Source organism: Nonomuraea sp. NPDC005501 (assembly GCF_040605905.1).
Taxonomy (GTDB): Bacteria; Actinomycetota; Actinomycetes; order Streptosporangiales; family Streptosporangiaceae; genus Nonomuraea.
Map to the genome: position 1 here is coordinate 1 of NZ_JBEXDT010000109.1, position 18860 is coordinate 18860.

An 18860-nucleotide genomic window follows, 5' to 3' on the forward strand; every position below is an offset into this window, starting at 1 on the left:
GCGGACCTGGTCCTGACCTCCGAGGAGCTCGCCGCTCTAGGCGGCTGAGGAGGCCCGCCGGTTTCGCGCGGCGGGTTCGGGCGTGCTCGACAAGCAGACCAGCTCACTGGTCTGCTTGTCGCGGGCCTGCACGAACCGGCTGCCGGCCGAGGCGCCGGCGGGATCTCGTTGCTCTGCGGCGGTCGTCAGGAGTGCTCGGGCGTTCTCTGTGTAACGGACCGCGGTCTTGGCATCGAGTCCGACCTGGCTACGGCGATCACGGCGTCGCGGAGAGACTCGCCTCTGCAGCGACGTCCTGGTCCGCGATCCACGTGCAGCCGCTGTCCGGGCTTCCGGAGACCCGGATGACCGCGTCCAGGCGGTCACGGGTACGGGTCAACGCGGCGATCTGGGCATCGATGCGATCGCGCTCGGCGGCGAGCCGGGCACGCGACTGCGGAGTACTGACCTTGGCCTCGCAGCTGGGCAGCAGTTCGGCGATGGTCCGGCTGGACAGGCCGGCCGCGTAAAGCATCTGGATCAGCTGGACACGGTCGGCCGCCGACTCGGGGTAGTGGCGCTGCCCGGAGTCGCTCCGGTATGCGTCCAACAGTCCCTGCTCTTCGTAATAGCGCAGGGCCCGCGCGCTGACGCCCGACCTTGCCGCCAACTCGCCGATGCGCACCGTGACCTCCACCACAAGACTTGCCTCTGACGTCAACGTCAGGTTTTAGCCTAGCGGCATGCAGATCAACGGAGCACATGTGCTGGTGACCGGAGCCAACCGGGGCCTGGGACGGCAATTCGTCCTGTCTCTCCTCGACCGTGGCGCAGGAAAGGTGTACGCCACCGCCCGCCGCCCGGAGCTCATCGACGTACCGGGGGTCGTCCCGCTGCGCCTCGACATCACGGATCCGGCATCGGTCGCCGCCGCAGCGGCAGCGGCACCTGATGTCAAGATCGTCATTAACAATGCGGGAATCTCGACCGGGGCGAATCTGGTCACCGGGGATCTGGACCCGATTCGCCGTGAGATGGACACCCACTTCTATGGCACTCTCAACGTGATCCGTGCCTTCGCGCCCCAACTGGCCGACGGCGCGATCCTCAACGTTCTGTCCGCGATCTCGTGGCTCGCCGTCGACGGGGCGGGCGGATACCACGCGGCGAAGGCCGCCGAGTGGGCGCTCACCAACAACGCACGCCTGGAGCTGGCCCACCAGCGCACTCTGGTGACGGGCCTGCACCTGGGCGCTGCGGACACCGACATGATGGCCTGGTACAACGGCGACAAGAGCGCCCCCGAGGCGATCGTCGCGGCGGCCCTCGACGGTCTTGAGGCACACCGGCCTGAGGTGCTCGCCGACGACTGGAGCCGTCAGGTGAAGGCATGGCTGTCCGAGGACCCGAATGTCATCTACCGTGAAGCGGCGGCCGCCCTCACGGTCTGACGTGCTGCGCCTGTAGGTCACGGCGCCCGCGGCCGTGACCTACAGGCGCGGCCCGTACGTTGAGCCGCACCCGCCAGCAGGGTGTGGTACAGCGAGACCAGAGCGAGGTGGCGTAAGCCCAGGTCCTGCGGCTATGGCCACGCCCGACTACTCAACGAACTCTGGGGTTATCTCACATATGCCTCCGGCGGGGGGCCTCAGGGTCCGGGATGATCGCCATAGGGCCAGGAGATCAGTGGCTGAGGTGGAAGCCTGATCTTCCCGCCACCGTCGCCCAGGACAAGCCGAGCAGACCAGCGGCCAGAGGTGAAGGTCGTTCTTCCAGTGGGGAGCTCCACTTCCCTGACGGATGGACGACGGCGACGAGACGATCAGGCGGGGCCAGGCTTATGCCTGCGACATGACGACAAGTAGTCTCGCCGTATGGAGCGTCGATCACCGCTGATCACACAGATCTCCTGGGGCCATACGGTGGTCGAGGGTCTGGGCGAAGGCAAGGACTTCAAGCTCTACCCCGGTGGTGGACGGCCCTGGGACTGGAACGAGACCGGCACACGGCACACGCCCGGCATCCAGCCTGCAGACGTCCAAGAACTCCTCCACAACGGCAGCCAAGCAATCGTTCTTTCCCGTGGCATGCGGCTGGTCCTTCAGACCTGCCCCGAGACGCTGGACCTCTTGATGGAGAAAGGCGTCGAGATCTATGTGGAGGAGACGACGGCCGCCGTCGAGCGTTACAACGCTCTGGCGGAGACCACCCCCGTGGGTGGATTGATCCACTCCACTTGTTGATCAGCGGCATTCCCCCCTCCACAAGATCCGGAACATACGTGGAATGGCTCGCTGACTCCTTCATCAGGCGGGCGACTCCGAGGAGGGCTGCTAGTTCGCCGCCGTCAACGCCGATGTGATGGTCACACCGCACGGCGGGCTGGAGGATGGCAAGGGCTTCTACGCCGACGCCAAGCGCCGCCTGGCCAGGTACGGTCGCGAGCCGCACCAGTCGAAGATCATGCCCGGCGTGACGTTCGCGCTGCGCGACGCCGAGGAGGAGGCTGCGGAGAACGCGGCCCCAGAAGCGCTCGTAGTTGCCGACAGTACAGCGAGCGCGGTTCGGCCCGGTCGAGGTACCGGACGCCGTTCACGTGACGACGGGTTTGACGAGCCAGAGCGGCGGCTGGCGCTCCCGCTCTGCGGCGATCTCCGGCGGCACGCCGGCGGGGTCCTCGATGACGGCCGCTTGGGTGATGGACCAGGGCTGGGGCGCTGCCGGCAGTTGGAACATGGTGACGCTCGGAATGTCGCGCACGCCGCGGTGCGGGCGGAGACCCCCAACCCCGCCCGCACGGTCTCGGGTCGTCAGGCGACGACGAGGGCCTCGGCCCGGAACTCGCGGCCGGCGACGATTTCGGAGACGAACCCGTCGGGGCCGACGGGGCGGTCACCGATCAGGGTGACCCGGTGCAGGGTGCGCTGGACATCGAGGTGGTCGAGGTCGGTCGGGGCGAGGTGAGCGGTGGCCCGGTTGTCCCAGAAGGCGACGCTACCCGGCTGCCAGCGGAAGCGGACGGTGTACTCGGGACGGGTGATCTGCTCGTACAGCAACTCCAGGACGCGACGGCTCTCCAGAGCCGAGAGGCCGACGATGTGGTCGGTGAAGCCCGGGTTGACGAACAGCGCCCGCTCACCGGTGTCGGGATGCACCCGCACCACCGGATGCACGGAGACCAGCAGGTTGTCGTTGATCCGCTTGACCAGTTTGCCGTCCTCGTCGGTGGTCTGGTGGCCGGCGAGGAAGCGGTGCTCGGCGCGCAGGCCGTCCACGAAGTCGCGTAGTGGCGCCGACAGGCCCTCGTAGGCGGCGACCAGGTTGGTCCACTGGGTGTCGCCGCCGAACTCGGGGACGGTCTCGGCGCGCAGGATCGAGGCGGCGGGCGGGTTGACGGCGGCGGTGACGTCGGTGTGCCAGCCGGAGTAGTAGGAGTACTGCCGCTTGCGGTACAGCTCGCGGTAGTTCGCGCCGTACCGTTCCTCGTAGCGGCGCGGGTCGATGGTGAGGATCTGCGGGAACTCCTCCGGCGGGGCGTCCTCGTGCGGGTGGGCGTGGGTGAGCTCGCCGAACTGGCGGGCGAAGGCGATCTGGGCGGCGTGGTCGAGGTTCTGTCCGCGGAAGAAGACCACCTTGTGGGCGAGCAGGGCCTGGCGGATCTCCTCGACCGTGGTGGGGTCGAGGGGGTGGGCGAGGTCGACGCCGGCGATCTCGGCGCCGATGTGCCCGGCGACGCGTTTGATGGCGAGGATGGACGAGGATGACATGGTGAAGTGCTCCCTGAAGCTTTGACGGGTGTTCGAGCGGAAACGGGGATGGCGGGACCCGGAGGTCACCGCATGGCACAGAGCGCGCTCGCCTGCCGTCTGAGATCGACGTGGAGGCGAGCCACCAGAAGCTCGCTGCTCTTCACAAACCAGATCGTGCATTCAGGAATTCATGTATGTCAAGTAGGAAATGTTGACTTTAGACATCCCTGCTCTTAGCTTCAGGGCATGACCGATCTCGATGTCACGGCCGACGTCCTGGTCGCGGGCGGCGGGCCCGCGGGCGCGTGGGCCGCGATCAAGGCCGCCGAGGCGGGTGCCGACGTCGTCCTGGTGGACAAGGGCTATCTCGGCACGAGCGGTGCCACGGCCGCCGCCGGCACCGGCGTGTGGTACGTCGATCCCGACCCTGCGGCGCGCGAGGAAGCGATGGCCTCCAGGGAGGCCCTGGGCGGCTACCTCGCCGACCGGAGCTGGATGGCCCGCGTCCTCGACCAGACCTACGCCAACATGAACGAGCTGGCCGAGGTGAGCCGCTACCCCTTCCCCGTGGGCGATGACGGCCATCAGATCAGGCGCGGCCTGCAAGGCCCCGAGTACATGCGCCGCATGCGCATCCGCGCACGCCGCTCGGGGGTGCGCGTGCTCGATCACAGCCCCCTTACCGAGCTGCTGGTGGACGCGGAGGGCGCGGTCGCAGGCGCGGCCGGTTACCGCAGGCAGCACGACCGGTCCTATGGGGTACGCGCGGGTGCGGTGGTGCTGGCCACCGGCGGCTGCGCCTTCCTCAGCAAGGCACTCGGCTGCGACGTCAACACCGGCGACGGGGCGCTGCTAGCCGCGGAGACCGGGGCCGAGCTGTCCGGCATGGAGTTCTCCAACGCCTATGCCATCGCCCCCGAGTTCACCTCGGTGACCAAGACCGCCTTCTACTCCTACGCCACCTTCTACCACGCCGACGGAAGTGTCCTGGAAGGCGCGGGCAGCACGCGCGGCCGGTCCGTGATCGCGCGGGCGCTGCTGTCCGAGCGCGTCTTCTGCCGACTCGACCAGGCCGGGGAAGAGATCAGACAGACGATGCGGCTGGCCCAGCCCAACTTCTTCCTCCCCTTCGACCGCCAGGGCATCGACCCCTTCGCCGAGCTGTTCCCTGTCACGCTGCTGGCCGAGGGCACCGTGCGCGGGACCGGCGGCATCCGCCTCACCGGCTACGACTGCGCGACCTCCGTCCCCGGACTGTACGCCGCCGGTGACGCGGCCACCCGAGAGCCGATCTGCGGCGGCTTCACCGGCGGCGGCAGCCACAACGCGGCGTGGGCCATGTCGTCCGGCACCTGGGCGGGGCAGGCCGCCGCCCGTCACGCCCGCACGTCGGGCGCCCGCGCGGCCAGGCGCGCAGTGATCGGGGCCGGCGGCGCCGGGCTGCGGCCGACCGGCGCCGGCCGGGCCGGGCACCGCGAGATCGTCGAGGCGGTCCAGGCCGAGGTGCTGCCGTACGAGAAGAACTACCTGCGCCACGGCGACCGGCTCGCGCCCGCCCTGGCCTCGCTCGATGAGACCTGGACGCGGGCCAGGCAGGCCCTGCGCGCGGATGGCCCCGACGTCGTGCGCGCCCGCTCGGCGGCCGCGATGGCGGCCCACGCCCGCTGGATGTACGCCAGCGCGCTGGCCAGGACCGAGAGCCGCGGCATGCACAAGCGCGAGGACTACCCGGGTTCCGACCCGGCCCAGCACCACCGGCTGAGCTGCGGCGGGCTCGACGAGGTGTGGGTCGCGCCCGAGACCGGGCGGCCCCTGGCGGTGGCGTCGTGATCGAGATCGTGGTGCGCGACCGGTGCATCGCCTGCGACAAGTGCATACAGGTCTGCCCGACGGACGTCTTCGAGCGAGGGGATGACGGGGTGCCGCTGATTGCGCGGCAGGGTGACTGCCAGACGTGCTTCATGTGCGAGGCGTACTGCCCGGTGGACGCCCTCTACGTGGCTCCGGTCGCGCACCCGCTCCCGGAGCCGCCCGATGCGACGGAACTGGCCGAGCGGGGATTGCTGGGCGGTTACCGCGCGCAGATCGGCTGGGGGTACGGGCGCACCCCGGGTGCGCGGCGGGCGATCGGGCCGGTGCTGCCAGCGGCGTCGCAGGTGATCATCTCGTGACGCGGCGGCGTCCACGCCGTAGCCGGCGGCAGCCGTACGGCTGTGTGCTTGGTCAGAGTGCCGTCTTCCCGGCCACGCACGACAAGACCATTCGCTGACGAACATCGGAAAGGTTTCGGCTCATGCCTGTGGAGTTTCTCGGGATCGGCGGGACCAATGACGGCTCGGAGACCTCTCCGCGCTCGGGTTCCTCCTTCGACAAGCAGTACACGCTGCGGCTCGCGCGCGCCCACCAGGAGTACGGCTGGAATCGGGTGCTGTTCGCCTACGGCTCGGGCTCGCCCGATCCGGCGCAGGTGGCCGCCTACGTGGCGACCAGGGTCGAAGACCTGCAGATCCTGCTGGCGCACCGGCCGAACGTGTCCTACCCGACGTACGCGCTCAAGACCTTCGCCACCCTCGACCAGATCAGCGACGGGCGGCTGACGGTGCACTTCATCACCGGCGGTAACGACCACGAGCAGGGCAGGGAGGGCGACGTCCTGACCAAGGACGAGCGTTACTCCCGGACCAGGGAGTACATCCAGATCGTCAAGAAGGGCTGGACGTCGAGGGAGCCGTTCGACCACGAGGGCGAGCACTACTCGTTCAGGGATTTCGTCTCGGACGTGTTCCCGCTGCAGCAGCCGCGGCCCAGGGTGTCCTTCGGTGGATCGTCGGAGGCCGCCTACGCGGCGGGCGGGGCGGAGGCCGACATCTACTGCCTGTGGGGTGAGCCGCTGGCCGAGACGGCACAGCAGATCGCCTTGGTGAAGCAGGCGGCGTTGCGAGCGGGGCGAAGTGACGTGCCCAAGTTCCAGGTGGCGTTCCGGCCGATCATAGCGCCGACCGAGGAGCTGGCCTGGGAGAAGGCCCGGCGCATCCTGGGGGATCTGCACAGGGTGGGGGCGAACCGGCGCCGGTTGTCCGGCCCGCCGCAGAACGCCGGCTCGCAGCGGCTGCTCGAGGTCGCGGCCAAGGGGGAACGGCACGACCGCGCGTTGTGGACGCCGACCGCCGCGGCCACGCAGGGTGCGGGCAACTCGACGGCGCTCGTCGGCACCCCCGAGACCGTCGCCGAGGCCCTGCTGGACTACTACGACCTGGGCGTCGAGATCCTCTCGGCCCGGGGCTACGACATCCTGGACGACGCCATCGACTTCGGGCGGCATGTGATCCCGCTGGTCCGTGAGGGGGTAGCCGAACGGGACCGGCAGCGGGCACCGCTGAGCCGGGTCGCGCCATGACCGCGCCCGATATCGGTGGCTCCGGTCGGCTGGGAGGAGGCGATGAACGTTCGGGGAGTCCAGCTGAGCGGTGAGCACGTTGCCGGTGCGGACGACGCCGACGTGGTCCGGCTGGGCACGGAGGACGTGCCGGAGATGCTGGATCTCGTCAGGCGGACGAAGCCGGGCCCGTTCCGGCCGCGTACCATCGAGCTCGGCGTCTACCTCGGCCTCAGGTCCGGCGGCGTGCTGGTGGCGATGATCCGGAACCGGGGCGAGACGCCGTTCCTGCACGCGTCGGCCGCCGATATCGGCGCGATCCGCCTGTACGAGCGGCTCGGCTTCCGCCTGCGCCGCACCCCGGACTTCCGCGCCGTACGTGTTCCGGCGCTGGATCCGTCCCAGGGTACCCCGGTGCCGATCACATAACCGACGCGACGGCCGCGGCGCGACCACGGCCGTCGGCACCAGCCGCCCGTTGTTCTGGCCCCGTCCAGAAGGAACGGGGCCGAACATGGGTCTTCAGTGGTCTTCCTGGTACGACCTACGAGAACAGTCGTGCGGCGTGACGTAGAGCGTAGGCTGCGACCTGGCGGCCCAACCTCACCCCGGCCTGGTCGGCGGAGCGGGTGTGGATACCCGACCAGACCCGGGCGTCGACGTTCTCGTCGGTCAGGACCTTCCATGTGGTGTAGGTGCGAGTGACCCCGGGCGCGGTCGGGCTCGTGAGCTCGAACGGTTCGCGGGAGTGGGAGCCGACCAGTGCGGTCAGCACCTGCTCGGCGGCACCGGCGTAGGTGTTGTGGCCGCTCGGGTAGTCGGGGTGCGACGGCGTGGTGTGCAGTGGTGTCCAGGCTGGATCCGAGGGGATGGAGGGGTGGCCGGTGTCGACGGCGCGAAGCGCGGTGACCGGGCGCCATCTCACATAGGCGTATTTGGTATCCGAAGTGGCGATCTGGGTGTCCACCAGAGCGACATGGAAGAGCGCGACGAGTTCGGTCTTGCTCGATGCCGGCAGGCGGGACTGGACGAGGGCGGCACGCAAGACGCCGTTGTAGACGGTCAGTGAGGACCCCAGCCAGAACTGCGCGATGTCCGTCTGGGCCTGCGTGCGTGCGATGCTGTTCGCCGCGCCGTAGTCGCGTACTTCCTCAAGGTCGGCCCGATATTCCGGAGAGCTGAGCTTGGGAGGAGGCCCTGGCCGGAACCGGTCGACGCGGCCCAAGAGGAAGGGTCTGGCAAACCTCGTGCCCGCTTGAAGGGCCGGTCCGAGAGCCGGCGGCGTGGGCTGCCAGACTCCGGGCGCGGCTTGCGGGACCGGGTACGGCGGGTTGACCGACGCCGGGTCCAGGCCGTCATCGGTTCGTTCGGTGAGCAGCGCCGTCGCCTCCTCGGCTCCGGCCGCCACACCCCGATCCTTGGACGGGCCGGCGGGGATGCGCGCCAGCGTCGCCGCGAACGCAGCGTCCAACTCGGCGGCGCGGGCCGGAATCAGGCTCACGAGTGAGGTGCGGACCGCGGAGGCGAGCGCGGCGTCCTGGAAGGCGCGCAGGCGGGGACCGGATCGCAGGGCGCGGGCGGCGGACACCCAGCTGATGGCCCACGCGCGGCTGTTGGTGACCTGTGTGGAAGACCCGGCGGCGGCGATGGTGTCGGCGGTGACGTCGTACCATTCCACCGCCACGTCGACGTCGCGCGGGCCCGATGTCCGCGCTGTCGACGCGGAGGTGGCTGTGCCGCTCAAGGCCGTGCTGGTGGCGAGCACGGCCACAGTGACGGCGGAGCGCAGCCGGTGAGGCGGAGTGTTTCGCGTGCGGGGTGAAGGCGTTGACAAAGCGAGGCGTCCTTTCTGAGCGGCACAGGGATGCGGTCGGTCTGAGCCTTCGGCTGTGGCATCAGGCATCGGCGCTCATCCGCGCAACAGCGGTAGGAGCCGGTCGCCCTGACGCTTGATCTCTGGCAGATAGGGGGTGTCGGAGAGCACGAAGTGGGTGATGCCGAGTGCCTGGTATTTGCGCAGCGACTTCGCCACGTCCTCGGCCGAGCCGACCAGCCAGGTGGTGCCCGCGCCGCCGCCGCCGAACTTACCTGGGGTGGTGTAGAGGTTGTCGTCGAGAACCTCTCCGCGTGCGGCCAGGTCGAGCAGCCGTTCCTGGCCGACGGCGGTGAACCGGTTGGGGTCGCGTGCGATGCCGCCGTTCGCCATCTGCACGACCTTGGCCTCGGCGTCGGCCCAGGCCTGTTCGGTGGTGTCCCGCACCAGTGTGGTGACCCGCAGCCCGAACTCCAGCGGAGGGTGCTCGCGTCCGAGCTTCTCGCTGAGCTCCTTGAGCCGCTCGATCCGCTCCCCGATGCCGTCGAGCGGCTCGCCCCAGAAGAGCTGGACGTCGGCCTCCGTGGCGGCCACCTTCTCGGCGGCTTCCGAGGCGCCGCCGAAGTAGAGCCGGGGGTGCCGGCGCTCGCCCCGGACGACTGTGCGCGGCACGACGGTGGAGTCGGTGACGGTGAAGTGCTCGCCGTGGTAGGTGACGTTCTCCTCGGTCCACAGCTTGCGTACGAGCTGGAGGAACTCCTTGGTGCGGGCGTAGCGGTGGGCCCGGTCGCCTTCGCTGTCGCCGTACGCCGCGAGGTTGTCCTTGCCCGACACGATGTTGATCAGCACCCGTCCCCCGCTGAGATGGTCGAGGGTCGCGGCGGCGGAGGCGAACTTCGCCGGATGCCAGTAGCCGGGCCGGACGGCGATCAGCGGCTGGAAAGTCGTCGTCCGCGCGGCCAGGGCGGTGGCGACCGTGAAGGTGTCGGGCCGTCCCCAGCCGGTGCCGATGAGCGCCCCTCCCCACCCGTGCTCCTCGAGGGCCTTGGCCTGGCTGGTGAGGGTCTCCAGGCTGTTGTGATCCTCGACGACGACGTCGCCGCGGTGCCCGGGCTGCGCTTGGTTGGGGATGTACCAGAGGAACTGGAGATTCATCAGTCGGTCTTCCTGCTCGGTGGTCCATTGACTCAATCGCTCTCCAAAGCCCACTCTTCATGTAGGTAATTGGTTGCTTCGATACTCCGGGCGCGAGATTGACTTCGCTTTCTTCGCCGGCGCGCTGTGTCAGCGCTGATCGTGTACCGCTCGAATAGTGAGTTACGGGATTTCAGCTGTGGTCAGGCGGCATGGTGGTATTCGCTGATCACGCCGGTGACGACGGGTTTTCGGCGGACGGTTCGCCGGTTCTGTCGGCGCTCGCCGTCGGTGGCGCCGCCCTGGGGCACATCGGGACCAGGCCTGCGGCGCCCAGCTGGTGCGGTTGCCGCTGGACGGGCTGCGGGCCCGTACCGTCACGAAACCCGAGTCGTTTCGTGACTCGTCCTCACTGTCACGTCACCAGATCCCCGCTTCGCGGCACTGCGGGGAACGCGGGGCGCCACTGCCGGAGCGGGCTACGGGGCGGCCACCGCTGCTGCGGCCCGACCTGCCGTCAGCGCGCTATCCGGCGCCGTCTCGCCGGTTGGCGATGCCACTCGCTTCGCGGTCGCCGTTCGCCACGCAGGTAGGTCACCCAGCGCTGAAGGCGAGTGATGCCGCCGCCGGCCGGGCGCGCACGGCGTACGGGGCGACCGCGACGCCGAGGGCCGCCACGCCCGCGCCCAACCAGAACAGCGCGTTGAAGGCCGAGCCTGGCACGGCCACAGCGCGGCCCCCCTTCAGCGGGGGGACGATGGCCCGAACGGGCGGTCGCCGCGCAGAGTGATGCGGTGCATGACCCGGTGGGCGGTGCCGTAGTCGCGGTTGGCGTAGTGGGATGTGCTGCGGTTGTCCCACATGGCCACGTCGCCGAGGCTCCAGCGGTGGCGGATGATGTGCTCCGGCTTGGTCAGGTGAGCGTAGAGCAGGTCGAGGATGTGACGGCTCTCAGCCTCGGAGACGCCGACGACGTGCGAGGTGAAGCCGGGGTTGACGAACAGGCCCTTGCGTCCGGTCTCGGGGTGGACGCGTACGACGGGGTGCTCCACCGGGTCCAGCCGGGTGACGACCTCGCCGTCCCAGACGCTGCCCTTGCCGCCGCGCCGCTGGGCCAGGTAGTAGCCGAACTCCCGGTTGCCGTCGTGCACCGCGGTGAGCTGGTCGGCCAGTTCCCGTACGGGCGCGGCAAGGGAGTCGTAGGCGAGCTGGCTGTCGGCCCAGCTCGTGTCCCCGCCGGTGGGAGGCAGGACCACGGCACGCAGGATCGAGCCGAGCGGTGGGCGGGGCATGAAGGTGACGTCGGTGTGCCAGACGTCGGCGAAGCCGTTGTCGGCGCTGTCGAGCGCGTAGATCTCCGGGTGTGCCTCGTCCACGCCGCCGACGACGGGGTGGGATGCGGTCAGCTCGCCGAGGCGGCGGCCCAGGGTGACCTGTCCGTCCTCGTCGAGGGTCTGCCCGGAGAAGAAGAGCACCTTCCGCTGGACGAGCGCGGCTCGTACCGCGGCCAACTCCTCGTCGGCGGCGGTCGCCAGGTCGAGCCCTTCTATCTGAGCGCCGAAGTGCGGTCCGAGCGGGCGCAGGGTGAGCTTGGCGGCCAGGGGTGTGGACATGTGCGCTCCTGTTCTGTGGTGGTCATCCGGCGGCGTCGCGGACGGCATGACTGACGGTGGCACGCAGGGCCGTGTACTCGGGGAGGGCGCGGAGCTCGTCGGGCTCCAGGCCGGTGCGGGGCAGAGGGACGTCGAGGTCGAGGGCGATCTGGCCGGGCCTGCTGGTGAGCACGACGACGCGGCTGCCGAGGAAGACCGCCTCTTCGACGCTGTGGGTGACGAACACGGAGGTGCGGCCCGTCTGCTCACTGACCCGGCGCAGGTCCTCCTGCAGCCGCTCGCGGGTGAGCGCGTCCAGGGCCGCGAACGGCTCGTCGAGCAGCAGCAGCGGATTGTCGCCCGCCAGCGCCCTGGCGATGGCCACGCGCTGTTGCTGACCACCGGAGAGCTGCCAGGTCCGGCGGTGGGCCACGTCGTGCAGGCCGACCCGTTCCAGGAGCTCCGGCACCCGGCGGGCGCGTTCCTCGCGGGGGACGCCGGCGTAGCGCAGCGCGAGCCCGACGTTGCCGCCCACGCTCTTCCAAGGGAACAGCCGGGGCTGCTGGAACACGATCCCGGCGCCGGCGCCGGGCACCGGCAGAGCTCCGGCGGTGCGGACGACGCCGGCGGTGGGCCGCTCGAAGCCGGCGATCAGGCGCAGCAGCGTGCTCTTGCCGGAGCCGGACGCCCCGACGATCACGAGGAACGAGCCCCGGGGGACGTCCAGCGAGATCGGGCCGAGCGCCGTCACGGCGTCCGCACCCGTCCCGTACACGTGCACGACCTCCTCCACGTGGACGGCGGTTTCCGTACCGAGCTCAAGGGGTGAGGACATCGGGCAGGCCCTTGTTGTAGATGGCGTTCCGCACGGCCGCCAGATCGGGGACGGCTTCGATCTTCTGCAGGTCCTTGAGGAACCGCGCGGCGCTGACGAGGTTCTCGGCCAGCGCGCCCGGCCGCTCCGGTGTGCCGAGCCATTCGGCGGAGGCCAGGTCGGCGGGCTTGAGGAAGACGCCCTGGGTGAGCTGGTCCTCGGCGTCCTCCTTGGTCAGGTTGAGCTCGGCGGCGACGGCCGCGGCGGCCTCGGCGCGGTTGTCGGTGATGAGCTGTAGAGCCCTCGCCTCGGCCTTGCGCCAGGCGTCCACCGCGTCCGGGTGCGCCTTGAGGAACGTGGTGGACACCACCCCGAGGTCCAGCGTGGGCTTGCCGGCCGTGGCCAGCTCCCGGCTGGTGACCAGGACCTTGCCGTCCTTCTCCAGCTCCTTCAGGGTGGGCAGCCAGGTGTAGGCGGCGTCGATGTCGCCGCGCGTCCAGGAGGCGAGGATGTCCTGCGGTTCGAGGTCGACGATGGTCAGCTCCGACTCGCGCACCCCCGCCCGGTCGAGCGCGGCCAGCAGGCTGTAGTGGGAGGTCGAGGCGAACGACGTGGCGACCTTCTTGCCGCGCAGGCCCTCGATCGCCGACACGCCGCTGTCGTTCCTGACGACCAGGGCCTCGTTGTCGCCAGCCACGTCGAGCACGAACGCCACCTGGTACGGGATGTTCAGCGGGGCCGACAGTCCGCGGGCCACGGGGCTGGAGCCGATGGCGGCGATGTCCACGCTGCCGGCCACGAAGGCGGTGTTGATGCTGGCGCCGGAGTCGAACTTCGTCCACTGGATCCGGTAGCCGGGCAGCGCCTCCTCCAGCCACCTCTTGTTCTTGACGATGAGGTCGCCGCTGGGGAACGCCTGGTAGGCGAGGCGGATGCGGTTGGCCGCCGCGTCGTCACCGCCTCCCCGGGACGCGGTACCGTCACCGCAGGCGGCCAGGACCGTGATCAGCACGAAGGACAGCAGGAATCTCAGACGCATGGCGGCTTCCTCAGGAGGGACGTGCGGCGGGTCACGAGCGGCCCCGCCAGGGGATGAGCCGTTTCTCCGCGACCCGCAAAAGGCCGTCGATGAGCAGGCCCGACAGGCCGATGGCCAGCAGTCCCAGCACCACGACGTCGGTCTGCAGGTAACGCTGGGCGTCCCGCACCATGCCGCCGATGCCGGGCACGCCGTTGACCGTCTCGGCGGCGACCACGGACGAGTACGCGATGCCGACGGCCAGGCGCACGCCGGTGAAGATCTCCGGCAGGGCGTTGGGCAGCACCACGTCCCGGATGACGTCGCGCCGCCTGGCGCCCAGCGCCCTGGCGGCCTCGACCAGGTCGGACGGCGCGCCGTGCACCGCGGCGGTGGTGGCCACCGCCGCCGGCGGCAGTGCCGCGATCGCCAGCAGCCACAGCTTGGGCGTCTCGTCGATGCCGAACCAGATGATGAGCAGGCTGAAGTACGCCAGCGGTGGTAGCGCCCGCACGAACGTGACCACCGGCTCGGCCACGACGCGGATCCACGGCACGGTGCCGAGCACGACGCCCACGACGAGTCCGCCTGCCACGCCGATCGCGGATCCGATGAGGATGCGCCGCAGGCTGATCCCGAGGTGCTCGACGAGCAGGCTGCCGCTGTAGCCGCGGATGCCGTCGTGCGTCGTGGACAACCGCAGGAGCTGCTCCCACACGGCGCCGGGGGAGGGGATGAAGGAGGGGTTGGCCGCCGCGGTCGCGGCGAGCTGCCACAAGCCGAGGAGTGCGGCCGCGGCGAGCACGCGCACCACGATCCTGCGTGTCGCCGGTCGCCGTCGCCGGGTGGCTGACTCCGGTCCGCCGTCGGGAACGGCGGTCGAGGGGGCGGCCGTCGAGGTGGACGAGGTCGCCGTCTCAGACGGGCTCATGACCACGAAGCTACGGCGGCACCTCGCTAAAGTCAACTTTTCCTACTAGTTTTAAGGGTTATACCGCGAGCTGTGGATCGTCAACGACTACGAGAGCAGCGAGGTCATTGCGACCTGGCCGCCCTCGGCGTCCGGCTCGACGTCTCACCGGGGCCCGAGACAGCGCTGCGCGCCGTGCTCGGCACCCCGCTCGGCCACATGACCCTGAGGTGATCATGACCACCCTTCGCGAACACCTGTCGCACAAGCGCACCGCGCTGATGGCCCGCCGCGTGGCCCCCGCGTCCGGGCCGGTACCGCTGCACGCCCACGTCACCGCGGAGGGCCGCAGCGGAATCCGGCGCATCAGGATCAGGGACCACCAGCTCATCCGTGACAGCGGCCCCGACGTCGCCGGCTGCGACCTCGGCCCCGCCTCGCCCGAGCTGCAGGCCGGCGTGCTCGGGAGCTGCGTGACCCACATCTTCCTCATCAAGGCGGCCGAGCTGGAGGTGCCCCTGGACGCGCTCGAGGTGGACGTGCGCGCCGAATACGACCCCAGGGCCCAGCAGCCGGGCGAGAGCGGCGTCCCGGTGCACCCGCTCAGAAGCCGATCGGCTCACGCACCAGCACGACCGTGGCCCGCTCCGGCAGGGCCTCGCGCTCGACGATGAGGATCTTGCCGATGAACGACGACTGCCCGAACTCCTGGAGGCGCCGGTGCTCGCGCGGCAGGCTGTACGAGCGGACCCGCCGCAGCGCCGTCTCCAGGTCCGGCACCACCTTCTGGGCGCCGGCCACCCAGACGACCTTGCGGGCTCCCGACGCGTACGGCGCGAGCTGGCTGCCGCTGGCCGAGGCGATGACCAGGTGGCCCTCCTCCGTCACCGCGTGCACGCTGCCCACGACGTACTCGGCCGTGGCGCCGAGACGGACGACCGCCTGCACGTCGCCCTTGGGGTCCTCGGCCCCGGCCCGGACGGAGGCGAACCGGCCCGACTCGTCGAGGTCCGCGGCGATGCCGGACAGCCGGAGCGTCTCGCTGGAGGTGGTGAAGACGCTCTCGTCGCCGGGGATCAGTCCGGTGACGAGCTCGCGGGCCTCGGCGGCGCTGTCCACGACGTGCACGATGAAGCCGTTGTCGCGCAACGCGGCGGTCGCGCGGTCCAGTTGCCCGGCGGGCGCGGGGGCGGCGAACGTCTCGTCGGGCACGACAGTTTGCACGGACATGATGTATCCCCTGAGATGAGGGATGGTTCCGACTGGTAACCGGCACCATTCTGAGTAACGCTGAATTCCTACCGGAAGTAGGCACTTTTTTCTGCCTCAGTGAAGCGGAGGGAACCCATGAACACCGACGGACCCGCCAGCGGCGCGAGCTCCGTGCTCAAGGCGCGCGACGAGACGACCTGCCAGGTACGCGACGTCCTGAACCGTGTGGGGGACAAGTGGACCCTGGCGGTCGTCAACGAGCTCGGAGCCGGCCCGCGCCGCTTCAACGAGCTCAGGCGCACCGTTCCCGGCATCAGTCAGCGCATGCTGACCGCCACTCTGCGCGTGCTCGAACGCGACGGGCTGGTCACCCGCAGCGTGTACGCCGAGGTGCCGCCCCGCGTCGACTACGAGCTGACCCCGCTCGGTCGCACGTTGCTCGAGCGGGTCTGGGGGCTGATCGACTGGGCCGTTGAGCACCACGACGACATCGAGGGTGCCCGCGGCCGCTACGATGCCCGGCGCGCGCCTGACGGGTCTCAATAAAACCTACGGAAATAATCGGAAGTGCCATAGTCCCGGCCATGAGCTTGGCCGAGATTCGCCCCATGAGCGCTCGTGCCCACTCTCCGGTGACGGCCGCCATCTCGACCGCGCGCTGGATCAGGTCCGCCGCCGTGGACGACGAGCACGGCAGGCACTGGCGGGCCAACCTCCACCGGCACGGCAGGTCGGCGCTGCGGCCGCGCCCCGGTCCCTGTACTCGGGAGCGGCCGGGGTCGTGCTGTGCTTGCTTGGATCTGGCCGCCGCCACCGGGCACAAGGCGTACCTGGAGGACGCGCGGCGCGGTGCGGAGTGGCCGGCGGCCACCTGGCGGCGGGAGGACGACCTGACGCTGCACCACGGGCTGACTGGCGCGATGATCGCAGAGGCCGCTACCGCACTTCCTATGCGGCTCCAAGCAGCGCGAGCGGCTGCTCGGCACAGGCGTCCAACGGCTGCTCGCCACCTATCCGGGTGCCGCCCACCACGGCGGGTCACCCAGCCTGGTCCTGATCCGCAACGGCCCGGCCAACTCCAGATCCCGTACGGCCGGCGCGATCGCGTCCTCGACCCCCGAGTGCAACGCCTGCTCCACGGCGGATAGCGCCCTGTCGATCTGGCCCCAGCGCTCCTCCGCAAGCTGCCACTGCGAGACCTGCCGCAAGACCTCCGCCACCCCCGCGCGCTCTATAGGCGCCATCGTAGGAGCGACGGTCAAGCCGCGATACCACCAGAACAACAGCTGGCCGCCTGGCTCTTCAGAGGTGATCATCACACGATGCGGCAGTGACGCGCGCTCACTCATCCGGCACTCCCGCGCGCAGTCGAAGCGCCTGCTCACCGCAGTCTCACCCACCCATGGTCACGATTTGATGCCACTTACCAGACTCTCGACCTGCCGCGATCACCATAGGTGACCGATATCGCGTCGATGATCATTGGTGACTACTGATCGTCGATATTGACCTGAGATGTCCCCATCTGGCTTGATCAGGGCGTTTCGCCTTCTTCACCTCTCATGAGCGGAGATCCACGTGCGCCTCTTACCCGCGATACGTCGCAGGTCCACCGCATCATGGCCAGCCGCGCTCGGTGGCGTTCTGGCCTTGACCGCCGGTCTCCTCGTCACCCTGGCCCCCACGGCCTCGGCCGAGGATTCCATGACCGACCTCGGGGCCTTCGCCTATGGCGGCGACCTCGTGGTCGGAGGCGACAAGGTCGTCGTGTCCATCGACAATCGCATCGTTGTCGCCGACACCTCCGGCGAGGTCCAGGGGACCATCACCGGCGTGTCCGGCGCCTCCGGCCTGGCCATGACGGCCGACGGCACCCGCGTGTACGCGGCGCTGCAGGGCTCCAAGGAAGTGGCCGAGATCGACACCGCTACGCGGGAGATCACACGCCGCATCGACCTCGCCGCCTACGGATGCCCCTTCAGCCTGGCACTCACCGGCGAACGGCTGTGGATCGGCTACGGCTGCGACGCCACCGGCGTCCTCGGCTTCGATCTGTCCGCACCGACGTCCCAGCCGGCAGTGGCCGACACCTCCCTGCTCAAGTCGTCCCCGTACATCGCGGCAGCTGGAGACACGCTGGTGGTCGGCGAATTCACGGGCAGCCCGGCCGACCTGTTCGTCTACGACGTGAGCGGGGCCGCTCCCGTCCTGCGCGGCGAGATCGACGGACACACCTACAGCAACTACAGGCTGGAAGACATCGCGGTCACCCCGGACGGCTCGCACATCATCTCGGCATTCGCGCTCCCGGACGCCTTCACCATGTGGGACGCCACCACCTTGGCCAAGGTGCGCGACTACGAGAAGGGGCCCGAGGCCGAGGGATACCCGCGCTCCGTCGCCGTCAGCCCGGACGGCACCTACATCGCGGGCGGACGCACGGGGGGCGTCGGGATGACGCTGTACGACAGGGCCTCGGGCACCACGGTCTACGCCATGAACCCCCCACAAGGCGAAATGGTGAGCGGAAGCGCCGCGTACGCCGGCCGGGACGTCTACAGTCTGGTGAAGTCGGACACCGGCCACCTCTACCTGTGGCGGCTCCACGACGTGACCCTGCCGGCGAGCACGCTGACGTTGACGGCGGAGCCCGGCGGGACAGCCCAACAACCGCTCACCATGACGGGGCGACTGACGTTCGCCGACGAAACGGCCTCGGGCGTGCAGCCCCTCGTCGTGACCCGCAAGCTGCCCGACGGCACCACTGCGGAACTGCCCGGCGTGACGACCGCCGCGGATGGAACCTTCACCCTCAACGACACGCCCCCGACCGGCGGGCAGACCACCTACACCGTGCTCTGGAAGGGCGACGGTGAGCACCGCTGGAGCAAGGCCTCGGTCACCACAGCGGTCAGATACAAGGCCGGGCTCACGCTGACGGGGCCGACCAACGCGATCGCTGGCACGACACTGGTCTTCAGCGGAACGTCGCAGGCCGATGGCACCACTCCGCCGAGGAGGGTCTGGATCACCGTCCAGCCCGTTCGCAACGCCGACGGTGGCGACACCGCCTCGTGGCGGGCGTGGATCGGCGACTTCGGGTCGTACCGGTTCACCGACACGCCGGAAGCGGGGGAGTACACCTACACCGTACGGTGGGCTGGCGACGCCCGTACCGGACCAGCGGAGGCCAGCCAGGTCGTCACCGTCGAAAAGCCGAACGACTGACCCGAGACGCCGCCCGGCGTAACCTCTGAGGCTGG

The 18860-nt window shown here is 69.8% G+C and carries 23 protein-coding genes; 10 read left to right on the forward strand and 13 right to left on the reverse strand.

Going from position 1 to position 18860, the window contains the following annotated elements:
• Positions 1 to 256: 256 nt before the first annotated feature.
• Positions 257 to 664, reverse strand: coding sequence for a MerR family transcriptional regulator (locus tag ABZS51_RS36300; RefSeq protein ID WP_355450981.1), 408 nt, complete (start codon positions 662 to 664; stop codon positions 257 to 259).
• Between the two features lie 58 nt (positions 665 to 722).
• Here ABZS51_RS36300 and ABZS51_RS36305 point away from each other — a divergent pair, with 58 nt between their 5' ends.
• Complete coding sequence (locus tag ABZS51_RS36305) at positions 723 to 1430, forward strand: SDR family oxidoreductase (protein ID WP_355450984.1); 708 nt, start codon at positions 723 to 725, stop codon at positions 1428 to 1430.
• A gap of 423 nt (positions 1431 to 1853) precedes the next feature.
• Complete coding sequence (locus ABZS51_RS36310; protein ID WP_310714671.1) at positions 1854 to 2222, forward strand: Mth938-like domain-containing protein; 369 nt, start codon at positions 1854 to 1856, stop codon at positions 2220 to 2222.
• A gap of 349 nt (positions 2223 to 2571) precedes the next feature.
• On the opposite strand, the gene ABZS51_RS36315 is transcribed toward ABZS51_RS36310, so the two are convergent.
• The 3 genes from ABZS51_RS36315 to ABZS51_RS36325 form a co-directional block, all read right to left on the reverse strand.
• The gene (locus tag ABZS51_RS36315; RefSeq protein WP_355450987.1) at positions 2572 to 2739 is read right to left on the reverse strand and encodes a hypothetical protein; all 168 of its coding nucleotides are present in this window, start codon (positions 2737 to 2739) and stop codon (positions 2572 to 2574) included.
• Between the two features lie 50 nt (positions 2740 to 2789).
• Positions 2790 to 3746: a TauD/TfdA family dioxygenase gene (locus tag ABZS51_RS36320; protein WP_355450990.1), complete on the reverse strand. Its 957-nt coding sequence runs from the start codon at positions 3744 to 3746 to the stop codon at positions 2790 to 2792.
• A gap of 65 nt (positions 3747 to 3811) precedes the next feature.
• Positions 3812 to 3892, reverse strand: coding sequence for a putative leader peptide (locus ABZS51_RS36325; RefSeq protein WP_355451062.1), 81 nt, complete (start codon positions 3890 to 3892; stop codon positions 3812 to 3814).
• Positions 3893 to 3974: 82 nt separating this feature from the next.
• On the opposite strand from ABZS51_RS36325, the gene ABZS51_RS36330 reads away from it, so the two are divergent.
• The 4 genes from ABZS51_RS36330 to ABZS51_RS36345 all read left to right on the forward strand — a co-directional run bounded on the left by ABZS51_RS36330 (position 3975) and on the right by ABZS51_RS36345 (position 7533).
• Positions 3975 to 5558, forward strand: a complete 1584-nt coding sequence (locus ABZS51_RS36330) for an FAD-binding protein (protein WP_355450993.1) — start codon at positions 3975 to 3977, stop codon at positions 5556 to 5558.
• Positions 5555 to 5899 carry a ferredoxin family protein gene (locus ABZS51_RS36335; protein WP_355450996.1) on the forward strand — a complete coding sequence of 115 codons (345 nt, stop codon included), beginning with the start codon at positions 5555 to 5557 and terminating at the stop codon, positions 5897 to 5899. Before ABZS51_RS36330 ends, ABZS51_RS36335 begins: the two co-directional genes overlap by 4 nt.
• 122 nt (positions 5900 to 6021) lie before the next feature.
• A complete protein-coding gene (locus ABZS51_RS36340; protein ID WP_355450998.1) occupies positions 6022 to 7125 on the forward strand; it encodes an LLM class flavin-dependent oxidoreductase in 1104 nt (367 codons plus the stop codon).
• Between the two features lie 42 nt (positions 7126 to 7167).
• Entirely contained in the window at positions 7168 to 7533 is a 366-nt protein-coding gene (locus tag ABZS51_RS36345) for a GNAT family N-acetyltransferase (RefSeq protein ID WP_355451000.1), read from the forward strand.
• A gap of 115 nt (positions 7534 to 7648) precedes the next feature.
• On the opposite strand, the gene ABZS51_RS36350 is transcribed toward ABZS51_RS36345, so the two are convergent.
• The 7 genes from ABZS51_RS36350 to ABZS51_RS36380 form a co-directional block, all read right to left on the reverse strand.
• A complete protein-coding gene (locus ABZS51_RS36350; protein ID WP_355451002.1) occupies positions 7649 to 8869 on the reverse strand; it encodes a vanadium-dependent haloperoxidase in 1221 nt (406 codons plus the stop codon).
• Between the two features lie 144 nt (positions 8870 to 9013).
• Entirely contained in the window at positions 9014 to 10072 is a 1059-nt protein-coding gene (locus ABZS51_RS36355) for an LLM class flavin-dependent oxidoreductase (protein ID WP_355451005.1), read from the reverse strand.
• Positions 10073 to 10645: 573 nt separating this feature from the next.
• Positions 10646 to 10780 carry a hypothetical protein gene (locus tag ABZS51_RS36360; protein ID WP_355451008.1) on the reverse strand — a complete coding sequence of 45 codons (135 nt, stop codon included), beginning with the start codon at positions 10778 to 10780 and terminating at the stop codon, positions 10646 to 10648.
• Between the two features lie 14 nt (positions 10781 to 10794).
• Positions 10795 to 11664, reverse strand: a complete 870-nt coding sequence (locus ABZS51_RS36365; protein ID WP_355451011.1) for a TauD/TfdA family dioxygenase — start codon at positions 11662 to 11664, stop codon at positions 10795 to 10797.
• Positions 11665 to 11686: 22 nt separating this feature from the next.
• Positions 11687 to 12478 (reverse strand): ABC transporter ATP-binding protein, encoded by a 792-nt coding sequence (locus tag ABZS51_RS36370; RefSeq protein WP_355451014.1) that lies wholly within the window; start codon positions 12476 to 12478, stop codon positions 11687 to 11689.
• A complete protein-coding gene (locus tag ABZS51_RS36375) occupies positions 12462 to 13496 on the reverse strand; it encodes a glycine betaine ABC transporter substrate-binding protein (RefSeq protein ID WP_355451017.1) in 1035 nt (344 codons plus the stop codon). Before ABZS51_RS36375 ends, ABZS51_RS36370 begins: the two co-directional genes overlap by 17 nt.
• A 31-nt stretch (positions 13497 to 13527) precedes the next feature.
• Entirely contained in the window at positions 13528 to 14406 is an 879-nt protein-coding gene (locus ABZS51_RS36380) for an ABC transporter permease subunit (RefSeq protein ID WP_355451020.1), read from the reverse strand.
• Positions 14407 to 14478: 72 nt separating this feature from the next.
• Between ABZS51_RS36380 and ABZS51_RS36385 the strand changes: the two genes are divergently transcribed.
• Complete coding sequence (locus tag ABZS51_RS36385; RefSeq protein ID WP_355451023.1) at positions 14479 to 14619, forward strand: hypothetical protein; 141 nt, start codon at positions 14479 to 14481, stop codon at positions 14617 to 14619.
• Positions 14620 to 14621: 2 nt separating this feature from the next.
• Positions 14622 to 15059, forward strand: a complete 438-nt coding sequence (locus tag ABZS51_RS36390; RefSeq protein WP_355451026.1) for a hypothetical protein — start codon at positions 14622 to 14624, stop codon at positions 15057 to 15059.
• Here the strand turns inward: ABZS51_RS36390 and ABZS51_RS36395 are convergent.
• A complete protein-coding gene (locus ABZS51_RS36395) occupies positions 14989 to 15615 on the reverse strand; it encodes a lactate utilization protein (RefSeq protein ID WP_355451029.1) in 627 nt (208 codons plus the stop codon). The genes ABZS51_RS36390 and ABZS51_RS36395 overlap by 71 nt on opposite strands.
• Positions 15616 to 15732: 117 nt before the next feature.
• Between ABZS51_RS36395 and ABZS51_RS36400 the strand changes: the two genes are divergently transcribed.
• Positions 15733 to 16143, forward strand: coding sequence for a helix-turn-helix domain-containing protein (locus ABZS51_RS36400; RefSeq protein WP_355451032.1), 411 nt, complete (start codon positions 15733 to 15735; stop codon positions 16141 to 16143).
• Between the two features lie 464 nt (positions 16144 to 16607).
• Here ABZS51_RS36400 and ABZS51_RS36405 read toward each other — a convergent pair whose 3' ends face one another.
• Complete coding sequence (locus tag ABZS51_RS36405) at positions 16608 to 16817, reverse strand: CATRA system-associated protein (RefSeq protein WP_355451035.1); 210 nt, start codon at positions 16815 to 16817, stop codon at positions 16608 to 16610.
• Between the two features lie 430 nt (positions 16818 to 17247).
• On the opposite strand from ABZS51_RS36405, the gene ABZS51_RS36410 reads away from it, so the two are divergent.
• A complete protein-coding gene (locus ABZS51_RS36410; protein ID WP_355451038.1) occupies positions 17248 to 18825 on the forward strand; it encodes a hypothetical protein in 1578 nt (525 codons plus the stop codon).
• Positions 18826 to 18860 lie beyond the last annotated feature (35 nt).